Origin of the sequence: Vibrio rumoiensis 1S-45, assembly GCF_000286955.2 — a bacterium.
In the GTDB taxonomy this organism is placed as follows: Bacteria; Pseudomonadota; Gammaproteobacteria; order Enterobacterales; family Vibrionaceae; genus Vibrio; species Vibrio rumoiensis_A.
Window position 1 is genome coordinate 1 of record NZ_AJYK02000101.1, and the last position, 9,594, is coordinate 9,594.

Annotated in this window: 8 protein-coding genes; 4 read left to right on the forward strand and 4 right to left on the reverse strand. The window is 40.5% G+C overall.

Annotated features, from left to right (window positions below; translation table 11 throughout):
• Positions 1-169 precede the first annotated feature (169 nt).
• The gene (locus A1QC_RS13805) at positions 170-1,879 is read left to right on the forward strand and encodes a glycoside hydrolase family 19 protein (RefSeq protein WP_017026209.1); all 1,710 of its coding nucleotides are present in this window, start codon (positions 170-172) and stop codon (positions 1,877-1,879) included.
• Positions 1,880-2,054: 175 nt separating this feature from the next.
• Here the strand turns inward: A1QC_RS13805 and A1QC_RS13810 are convergent, their stop codons facing one another.
• From A1QC_RS13810 to A1QC_RS13825, 4 genes are all read right to left on the reverse strand, one after another.
• On the reverse strand, positions 2,055-2,804 hold the full coding sequence (locus A1QC_RS13810; protein WP_017026210.1) for an amino acid ABC transporter ATP-binding protein: 750 nt from the start codon (positions 2,802-2,804) through the stop codon (positions 2,055-2,057).
• A 20-nt stretch (positions 2,805-2,824) separates the two neighbouring features.
• Entirely contained in the window at positions 2,825-3,922 is a 1,098-nt protein-coding gene (locus A1QC_RS13815; protein WP_017026211.1) for an amino acid ABC transporter permease, read from the reverse strand.
• A 13-nt stretch (positions 3,923-3,935) separates the two neighbouring features.
• Entirely contained in the window at positions 3,936-5,144 is a 1,209-nt protein-coding gene (locus A1QC_RS13820) for an amino acid ABC transporter permease (protein WP_017026212.1), read from the reverse strand.
• A 101-nt stretch (positions 5,145-5,245) separates the two neighbouring features.
• The gene (locus A1QC_RS13825) at positions 5,246-6,268 is read right to left on the reverse strand and encodes an amino acid ABC transporter substrate-binding protein (RefSeq protein ID WP_017026213.1); all 1,023 of its coding nucleotides are present in this window, start codon (positions 6,266-6,268) and stop codon (positions 5,246-5,248) included.
• A 479-nt stretch (positions 6,269-6,747) separates the two neighbouring features.
• Between A1QC_RS13825 and A1QC_RS13830 the strand changes: the two genes are divergently transcribed.
• The 3 genes from A1QC_RS13830 to btuD all read left to right on the forward strand — a co-directional run bounded on the left by A1QC_RS13830 (position 6,748) and on the right by btuD (position 9,543).
• Positions 6,748-7,683, forward strand: coding sequence for a precorrin-2 dehydrogenase/sirohydrochlorin ferrochelatase family protein (locus tag A1QC_RS13830; RefSeq protein WP_026025969.1), 936 nt, complete (start codon positions 6,748-6,750; stop codon positions 7,681-7,683).
• A gap of 128 nt (positions 7,684-7,811) precedes the next feature.
• Positions 7,812-8,807, forward strand: coding sequence for a vitamin B12 ABC transporter permease BtuC (btuC, locus tag A1QC_RS13835; RefSeq protein WP_017026215.1), 996 nt, complete (start codon positions 7,812-7,814; stop codon positions 8,805-8,807).
• Positions 8,794-9,543 carry a vitamin B12 ABC transporter ATP-binding protein BtuD gene (gene btuD / locus A1QC_RS13840; RefSeq protein WP_017026216.1) on the forward strand — a complete coding sequence of 250 codons (750 nt, stop codon included), beginning with the start codon at positions 8,794-8,796 and terminating at the stop codon, positions 9,541-9,543. Before btuC ends, btuD begins: the two co-directional genes overlap by 14 nt.
• Positions 9,544-9,594: the final 51 nt, after the last annotated feature.

The following is a 9,594-nucleotide window of genomic DNA, read 5'->3' on the forward strand; positions in this document are numbered from 1 at the left end:
TTCAATCATAATGTCAATCTATTCACACTTTCGTTAACTCAACCCGTAATGCTACACCACATAACAACTATTCCTCGCAAATTTACCGTATAAACAAACTTATCACTATATATACACGTGAATAAAACTACTCTTCTTAGATGTGAATTTCATACACAAGGAAAGAGTTATGTTTAAATTAAAATACTTGGCATTGATAGTTGGAATTGCTTCTTCAAGCAATGCAATGGCAGCAATGAACATTCAGCCGGATCCAGAAAATGCATCGGGTTATGTTGTGTCTCGGGCCGATATACAAGCTTCTGAACAAGCGCAAACTTCCGATCCAATGTATACGACTTGGGCTGGAGCGCTACAAACAACGCCTAATTCTGTTGTAGAAACGATTGAACCCGGTTTGGCAACGAACCCTGATAACGTAAAACGTGTGGAAAAAGTGTTTCCACAGTCTGACTGGGAATTTCTCACTCACATGGCTGCACCTGAATATACTTATACTCGTTTTTTACGAGCGATAGGGAAGTTTCCTGCATTTTGTGGTGAATACACAGACGGGCGTGATTCAGACGCCATTTGTAAGAAATCAATTGTGACTGCTTTTGCTCACTTCTCTCAAGAAACGGGTGGTCATATTGCTAAGGATAATATTTCTGACAACCCACTAGCACTTGAAGAATGGCAACAAGCGCTTGTGCATGTTCGCGAAATGGGTTGGTCTGAAGGCCAAGTCGGTTACACCACTGGTTGCGGCCAAGATGATTGGCAGAATAAACGCTGGCCTTGCGCAACGGGTGAAGGCTATTTCGGTCGTGGTGCAAAACAACTTTCTTACCACTTTAACTACGGCGCATTTTCTGAAGTGATGTACGATGGTGATGCAACTGTCTTACTGAATAACCCTGGCTTAGTGGCTGATTCGTGGCTAAACCTTGCTTCGGCTATTTGGTTTTTCTTAACGCCTCAAGCACCAAAACCGGCGATGTTGCATGTTATTGATCGTACATGGACACCTTCGCAACGGGAATTAGACGCTGGAATTGGTTATGGATTTGGTACGACTATTAATATTATCAATGGCGGTATTGAATGCGGTGAGCAAAACAAAACAAAAGGACAACCTGTTAACCGTATTCGTTACTGGGAAGGTTTAGCTGCACATTTCCAAATTCCAATTGAAGCAGATGAGAAAAATACATGCTGGCAGCAGACGCCTTATGGAAGTTTAAACTTAAATGGTGCAACTGATGTTCTTTATACCAATTGGGATGGTAACTGGAAATATTATGCTGACCGTCCAGGCGGTTATTCATTTGAATGTGAATTAGTTGGCTTCCAAACGGCGTATTCTGCATTAGTTGAAGGCGATTATGAAAAATGTGTGACTAACTTTTACGGTTCGCATGCAGGGTGGCCGCAAGTACGCGTTGTCGATAATTTAGAACCAGTCAATCCAGATCCTGTTGATCCACCTGTTAATGGTATCGCAGCATGGGAAGTGGCTAAAGTTTACACTGCTGGCAATCAAGTGAGTTTTGAAGGTGGTGTTTATGAAGCGAAATGGTGGACACAAGGGGATAGCCCTGCCGCTGGTGGTCCGTGGCAATTAGTTTCTGGTGCAACAACGCCAGAGCCGACGCCTGAACCTGCTCCAACACCTGAACCGGTTCCAGAGCCTACACCAGAACCAACGCCAGAACCAAGCCCTGAGCCTACACCGAATCCAAATACATTTATTACTTGGGTGGCTGGTGAAACTCAAGTAGGTGCAGGCGATAAAGTGACACATAATGGTAAGTGTTTTACCGCTAAAAACTCACCGGGTGTATGGGAAACACCCAATCAATCAAACTGGTTTTGGGATGAGATCAGTTGCCAATGATTAAATGATGGTTAAGCCAAATCCAGTACGTCCGATTTTATTGTTGCTGGTTTTGGTATTTCTAGGTTAGAAAACCTCTAATAATAAGAAGGCCTTAGCAATGACGCTAAGGCTTTTTGTTATGCATTACTTTATGATTTAGTGTGTATTTATAAATAATATAACTTGAGCTAAATCAATGATGAAGGATTTGGCTTAAGAAATTAATGGTGCGATCGGATTGCGGGTTCTCAAAGAAATCTTTCGGGTTGTTTTCTTCGATGATTTCACCAGCATCCATAAATATCACACGGTCAGCCACTTCTTTTGCAAAACCCATTTCGTGAGTGACACAAAGCATGGTCATACCTTCTCCGGCCAGTTCAACCATTACATCCAGAACTTCGCGTACCATTTCAGGATCGAGTGCCGATGTTGGCTCGTCAAATAGCATCACTTGTGGGTTCATACATAAAGAGCGAGCAATCGCCACACGTTGCTGTTGACCACCTGATAGTTGGCCAGGGAACTTATCCGCTTGATCTGGGATTTTTACCCTTTCTAAATACTTCATCGCAATCTTTTCGGCCTCACTCTTAGGCATTTTCTTTACCCAGATTGGCGCCAAAGTACAGTTTTCTAATACTGTAAGGTGAGGGAAGAGGTTGAAATGTTGGAAACACATCCCGACTTCTTTACGAACGATTTCAATGTTTTTTAAATCTTCCGTCAGCTCGGTACCAGATACGTGAATGCTGCCTTTTTGATGCTCTTCTAAATGGTTAATACAACGAATCATTGTCGATTTACCCGAACCAGAAGGACCACAAATAACGATTTTCTCGCCTTTCTTCACGTTAAGGTTAATGTTTTTTAGTACGTGAAATTCGCCGTACCATTTATTCATGTCCTGAATTTGGATCATGTAATCTTGTTGTTCAGTCATAATACTTCCTTGAATTACACTTAACGTTTATGGCCAGTATTTAGCTTGTTTTCTAAATAAATCGAATAACGAGATATCCCGAAACAAAATACCCAGAACACGAGTCCCACAAAGACATAACTTTCTGTGGAGTAACCTAGCCAATTTGGATCGGTATTTGCCGATTGACCAATACCCAGTACATCGTACATGCCAATAATTAACACTAAGCTAGTATCTTTAAATAACGATAAGAAGTTATTTACTATCGATGGAATGGTGATTTTCAATGCTTGCGGTAATACCACCAAGCGCATTTTTTGCCAGTAACCTAACCCTAGAGAGTCTGCTGCCTCGTATTGCCCTTTAGGAATGGCTTGTAAGCCACCACGAACAACTTCCGCCATATAAGCAGAGTAGAACATGGTTACCCCAATGAGAGCACGAACCAGCTTGTCTGTTTGAACGCCACCAGAAAAAAACAGTGGTAGCATTACCGATGCCATGAAGAGTACGGTAATTAAAGGAACACCACGCCAGACTTCGATATAAAAAACGCTCAGTTTACTTATGATTGGCATTTTAGATCGGCGACCTAAAGCTAGTACCACACCAATCGGTAACGATAATACAATACCAATAATGGCAAGAATTAATGTTACCAGTAATCCACCCCATTGATGAGTATCAACAGAAGGTAGACCAAACATCGATCCTTCTAATAAGCCAGCCATTAAAATAGGGTAGGCTGAACCAAAGAAAATAAAGATCCATGAACGTTTAGGTGTTTTTTCATAGGCCATTAACGCGACTAATATTGCTAATGTGCCGTAAAATAAGCGAGGACGCCACAGCTCTTCTGTAGGGTAGAAACCGTACATGAACTGTTCCCAGCGCACACTAATAAATACCCAACAAGCACCTGTACTTGTACAGTCATCGCGAGTTGTGCCAATCCAACTGGCGTTAAAGACACCCCAATCTAAAACTGACCAAATTAGTTGAAATGCAAAGTAAGCCAGAAGAACCGTGGTAATACCGTTTAATGGGCTACTAAATAAGTTTTTACGCATCCAGCCTACGATACCAACTGTATTGGGTGGTGGCGGAAGACTGGGTTGAAATTGATGTTGTTTCATCTCTCTATCCACCTTATCGTTCAACGAGTGCAACTTTATTGTTGTAGATATTCATAAGCCAAGAAGTTAATAGGCTCAGCCCTAAGTAAACCCCCATGGTCATGAAGATAATTTCAATGGCTTGCCCAGTTTGATTTAGGGTTGTACCTGCAAAAACAGAAACTAAATCTGGGTAACCAATTGCCATCGCTAATGAGGAGTTTTTGGTTAAATTCAAATACTCACTGGTTAGCGGTGGAACAATAATTCGCATTGCTTGTGGAATAACAACGAGCTTAAGTGTTTTTGATTGCGAAATACCTAACGCCATTGCCGCTTCTGTTTGACCGTGACTTACTGCTTCGATACCTGAACGGACAATTTCTGCAATAAAAGCTGCCGTAAAAATACCAAGGGCAATCAAGAGTGCAAATAGCTCTGGAAGTATCGTAATACCGCCTTGGAAATTAAACCCTTTTAACGCTGGGTAGTCGGCAGATACAGGCATTCCGGCTAAAAGGTAAGCAATAACAGGTAAGCCAATACATAGGCCAAGTGTTATACGCCCAACAGGGGTTTGTTGACCCGTGAGAGCCTGTTTCTTTTTAGCCCAAACATAAACAGCAATACTTAGTGCAACAGCAATGATGGCAGCAATACCAATCATCCAACTACCCGATTCAAATACTGGCTTAGGGAAATATAAGCCACGAATATTTAAAAAGACGGCTTCACCAAGGCTTAAACTTTGACGAGCGGAGGGTAGAGCTTGTAAAACGGCAAAGTACCAAAAAAGGATTTGCAATAATGGGGGCACGTTACGAACAATTTCAATAAATACAGCAGCTAAACGGCTGACAATCCAATTAGAAGATAAACGAGCAATACCGACTATAAAACCAATAATGGTCGCTAATATAATCCCTAAGATCGAGACTAGAGCTGTGTTTAATAAGCCAACAAAGAAGGTTCGGCCGAAAGAGTAGGTCTCATCATATTCTATGAGTGCTAGGCTGATACCAAAGCCAGCTTCACGGTCAAGAAAGCCAAAACCTGTAGAGATCCCTCGATCGTTAAGGTTGGTGACCGCGTTATTTACGATGATATAAAGAAAATAGCCAATAACGGCAACGGTCAGTACCTGGAAAACGACAGACCGAAAGGTGGGGTTGTAAATTAAACTAGAAAGCGAGTTACCCGCATTAGACGGATTGACTGTTTCATTTGATTTGGTGGTTTTCATACGACAGTAACCTCAAAATCTGATTATGAAAAGGGCGGCCGAAACCGCCCCTTAGCTTTATATTGTAATCAAAGCTTCAATTTTTCGAGAACTTATGAAAACTAACGAATTGGCGGAGCGTATTGGAAACCACCCGCATTCCATAGCTTGTTGACACCACGATCAACTTTTAGTGGTGAACCTTGACCAACGGTGCGCTCAAACATTTCACCGTAGTTACCCACTTGTTTTATAATCTGGTAAGCCCAGTCATCTTTTAGACCTAAACCTTCACCTTTAGGACCATCAAGACCTAAAATACGTTTTACGTTTGGATCGTTCGATTTTTTCATTTCATCGACATTCTTTTGCGTAATACCATATTCTTCCGCATTCAGCATGGCAAATAGAGTCCATTTAGCTACGTTAAACCACTGGTCATCACCTTGGCGAACAACAGGGCCTAGAGGCTCTTTAGAAATGATTTCAGGTAATACGGTTGCAGAGTTTGGATCTTTTAAATTTAAACGTAGTCCATAAAGTTGAGATTGATCTGAAGTGAGTACATCGCAACGGCCAGAATCAAACCCTTTTGAAGTTTGGTCCATAGTATCAAATACAACAGGTTTAAATGTCATTCCTTGCACGCGGAAATAATCAGCAAGGTTAAGTTCCGTTGTAGTACCTGCTTGAACACAAACAGAAGCACCATCTAGTTCTTTAGCACTTTTCACACCTAGATCTTTTTTCACCATGAAGCCTTGGCCATCATAGTAAGTTGCGCCAATAAAGTTTAAACCCAATGAACCATCGCGTTGCAATGTCCAAGTGGTGTTACGAGATAGAACATCAACTTCACCTGATTGCAGGGCAGTAAAGCGCTCTTTGGCATTTAAAGGAATGAATTTAATCTTGGTTTTATCGCCGAGAGTTGCAGCAGCTAATGCTTCACAGTACTCAACGTCTAGACCTTCCCATTGGCCTTTTTCATTCGGGTTAGAGAAACCGGCTAAACCAGTACTCACACCACATTTTAATTCACCTGCTTTTTGCACATCTTGCAATGTACCTGCAAAGGCAGAATTGGCCATCATTACTGCCGAAACGGCAACAGCTGAAGCTAAAAGTTTAATTGTTTTCGCCATGTGTATTCTTCCTGTATACGTCCATGAAATCAGTATGATTCTGAGTTCGATTCTCTGTGATTTTTCAAGTAAATGTTGTGTAACTTGAATGATGTTCATTGTGAATGGTTGGTCGTTATTTTTATATCCAACCCACAGTCCTACCATATTAAGCGTAGGTAAGAATTCGAATTAAACAAACACAACATCCAATATGTGTTTGAGTCTAATCACAAATCCTTGTGTAAATTTAGAATGAATAAATGTTATGGTTTTGTAAATAGTGCAATCTAGCACTGTTATAGTGATTTTGATGTGATCTTCTGTTTTTTTTGTATTAAGCGATATTAAATAATAATTATTGATACAGTTAATAGAGTGAATAGGAGTTAAATTAAAAAAATACGAAGTAAAATTGTTTGTGATGGAGATCCTATGTTTCCTATCTGCACAAATTTGGTAGTATCGTTCGTGAGTCACACATCACAAAAAGGTATGGAATGCGCTATTTTCCGATTTTCCTAGATTTAAATAATAAGCCAGTTCTTGTTGTCGGCGGTGGAGAAGTAGCCTGCAGGAAGATAGATATGTTGTTGAGAGCAGGGGCAAAAGTGACCGTTGTATCTCCGAAAGTTCATCCACATTTGCAACATTTAGCAGAAGAACAAACTCTTTTATGGGTTAAGTCATTTTATCAAAGTGACATGTTAGTGGATTATATTCAGGTATGGGCGACCACCGATAACCCTGAATTGAATCATCGTGTACATGATGATGCTAAAAAGAAAAACATCATGGTTAACGTCGTTGATGATAAGCCTTATTGTGATTTTATTACGCCTTCAATGATCAATAGAGGTCGCATTCAAATTGCGGTATCCAGTGGTGGAGCTTCGCCGGTTTTAATTCGTTATTTAAGAGAAAAGTTGGAATCAATACTCCCTCAGAATCTTGCAATGTTAGCGGATTTTGGTGCGTCAAAGCGTAATAGCATTAAGCAAGAGTTAGCCACTGTCGATGAAAGACGTAAATTTTGGGAACGCTTTTTTTCGTCTTCTCAAATCTCAACCGTTGATGAACGCTCAGAATTAGAGTCGTTATATCAAGATGTTTTGAATAATAAGGAGTTGGTTACCGGCTCATTAACGTGGGTTGAATTTGGTCAAGATGTTGAGATGCTATCAATTAAGAGCTTACGTTTAATGCAAGAGTCCGAGTTGGTTTTGTATCCTGAAAATTGTCCTTTTGAATTTGTAGATTTATGTCGCCGTGATGCTGATCGAGAGCAATATGACGATGTTAATCAATTAGCGAGTTTAATTAAGCAAGCAAAAGCTGATAAACAAAGGGTGTGTGTATTTATTGAAAAAGACAGCACATCAATGGAGCTTAAATTATTAATTGGTAATGAAGTGGTTATAAAAGTGGCACAATAGCGCTGATAACTTCTCCTTAAGGCATTTCTCATTTAATTTAGATGGAAATGAGAGTGTCTTATGAAGGAATGCTTTTCATTTGATAGTTTACTGGGTATGGTGTGGCAAACCATGCGAGCCTAAGACACATGCAATTCAATCAGTTAATCATACAAAAAAAACAGAAATGGCGGCTTCCATTCATCATCATGAGTGTACTGTTAGCCATTTCTTGCCTTTCATACTTATCCATTGGTGATATTGATCTTTCTTTATTCTCACCACTCAGTGAATTTCAACAACAAGTCATTCTTAATTTAAGGCTCCCACGTTTAGTTGCGGCTATTTTACTTGGCGCATCCTTGGCCGTTTCTGGTGCCACGCTTCAAGTATTATTGGGAAATCCACTGGCTGAACCTGGTGTGCTGGGTATTTCTGGTGGTGCAAGCCTAGCAATGGTCATCGCATTATTCTTTTTCCCATTTTTGATGACTCCTTTTGGGGCGATGTTCGTAGCGATTGCTGGTTCATTAGTATTTACCTTATTAATAGTCATGATGGCGAAAGCACTGCATCTCACAACGGCAAGGCTCTTATTGATAGGTGTTGCTCTCGGAATATTATCTGGAGCGATGGTGACGTGGGCGTTTTACTTTAGCGATAATCTTAATTTAAGAATTTTGATGTATTGGTTAATGGGAAGCTTAGGTGGCGTTACTTGGACACAAGTTTCATTAGGGTTGGTTATGTTACCAGCCATCATCTGGTTGTGTACGAAAACTCAATCCTTAGATTTACTGATGATTGGTGAAAATCATGCCAAGCAATTAGGGTTAGATGTCGCTAAATTGCGATGGAAATTAATCTTATTAGTGTCGGTATTGGTTGGGTGCTCTGTTGCTATTGGTGGTGTGATTAGTTTCGTTGGTCTGGTTATCCCACATTTAATCCGTCTAATATTTGGATCTGAAAACAAATATTTAATACCAATGTCGGCACTCTGTGGTGCAACATTACTGGTGTTTGCAGATTTATTAGCTCGCGTGTCACTTTCTTCAGCAGAGTTGCCACTAGGCGTGATGACTACGAGTTTAGGCGCACCTGTTTTTATATGGATGTTGTTACGAAATCATGATCGAGATTAAGAATGTATCAGTAGCACCACGCTTATTGCCATTATCATTATGTGTTAATGAAGGTGAGATATTGCATGTCATTGGCCCTAATGGCAGCGGAAAAAGCACTTTACTTGAAGCTATATCAGGCTTACTTAAATGCCACGGGGAGATTTGTCTTTCTGGTGAGTCTATTGCGCATTTAACGCTGGCTGAATTAGCGCAAAAACGTGCTTATCTGCCGCAAACTGGTCGCCCGGCTTTTTCTATGTCTGTTTTCCATTATCTCTCTTTATCTATTCCGACCACAGCAAATCAATTTGATATTTCTCCTGCGGTAAAAGAAATAACTGAGCTGCTATCGATTGAAAACAAGTTACATCGCTCAATACATCATTTATCTGGTGGGGAATGGCAGAGAGTTCGCCTTGCGGGGATATGTCTTCAAGTATGGCCAAGTTTAAACCCCTATGGACAAGCTTTATTGTTAGATGAACCTAGTGCACCGCTTGATGTAGGGCAAGAAAGTTTGCTGTATCGACTTATCGATTTAATGGCAAGTAAAGGTTTAGCGATTATTATGGCCAACCATGATCTAAATCGAACATTACGTCACTCCGATAATGTTTTGCTGTTAAGAGAAGGCGTTGTGCAGGCAGTAGGGAAAACCGATGAAGTGATGAATGAATCGATGTTGTCTGAAGTATTTAACACTCAAGTAAAAAAGGTTTTCCATAACGATTCCCCTTATTTGCTATTTGAATAAAGAGAGTGATTCATGTTGGGGAAGTAAGATCATTGAGAGTGCAATAAGTTA

What these genes read in the sequence shown, in the direction of transcription:
- btuC (WP_017026215.1), top strand. Translation starts at nt 7,812, where the DNA reads ATGCAATTCAATCAGTTAATCATACAAAAAAAACAGAAATGGCGGCTT.
- A1QC_RS13820 (WP_017026212.1), bottom strand. Translation starts at nt 5,144, where the DNA reads ATGAAAACCACCAAATCAAATGAAACAGTCAATCCGTCTAATGCGGGT.
- A1QC_RS13830 (WP_026025969.1), top strand. Translation starts at nt 6,748, where the DNA reads ATGCGCTATTTTCCGATTTTCCTAGATTTAAATAATAAGCCAGTTCTT.
- A1QC_RS13825 (WP_017026213.1), bottom strand. Translation starts at nt 6,268, where the DNA reads ATGGCGAAAACAATTAAACTTTTAGCTTCAGCTGTTGCCGTTTCGGCA.
- A1QC_RS13810 (WP_017026210.1), bottom strand. Translation starts at nt 2,804, where the DNA reads ATGACTGAACAACAAGATTACATGATCCAAATTCAGGACATGAATAAA.
- A1QC_RS13815 (WP_017026211.1), bottom strand. Translation starts at nt 3,922, where the DNA reads ATGAAACAACATCAATTTCAACCCAGTCTTCCGCCACCACCCAATACA.
- A1QC_RS13805 (WP_017026209.1), top strand. Translation starts at nt 170, where the DNA reads ATGTTTAAATTAAAATACTTGGCATTGATAGTTGGAATTGCTTCTTCA.
- btuD (WP_017026216.1), top strand. Translation starts at nt 8,794, where the DNA reads ATGATCGAGATTAAGAATGTATCAGTAGCACCACGCTTATTGCCATTA.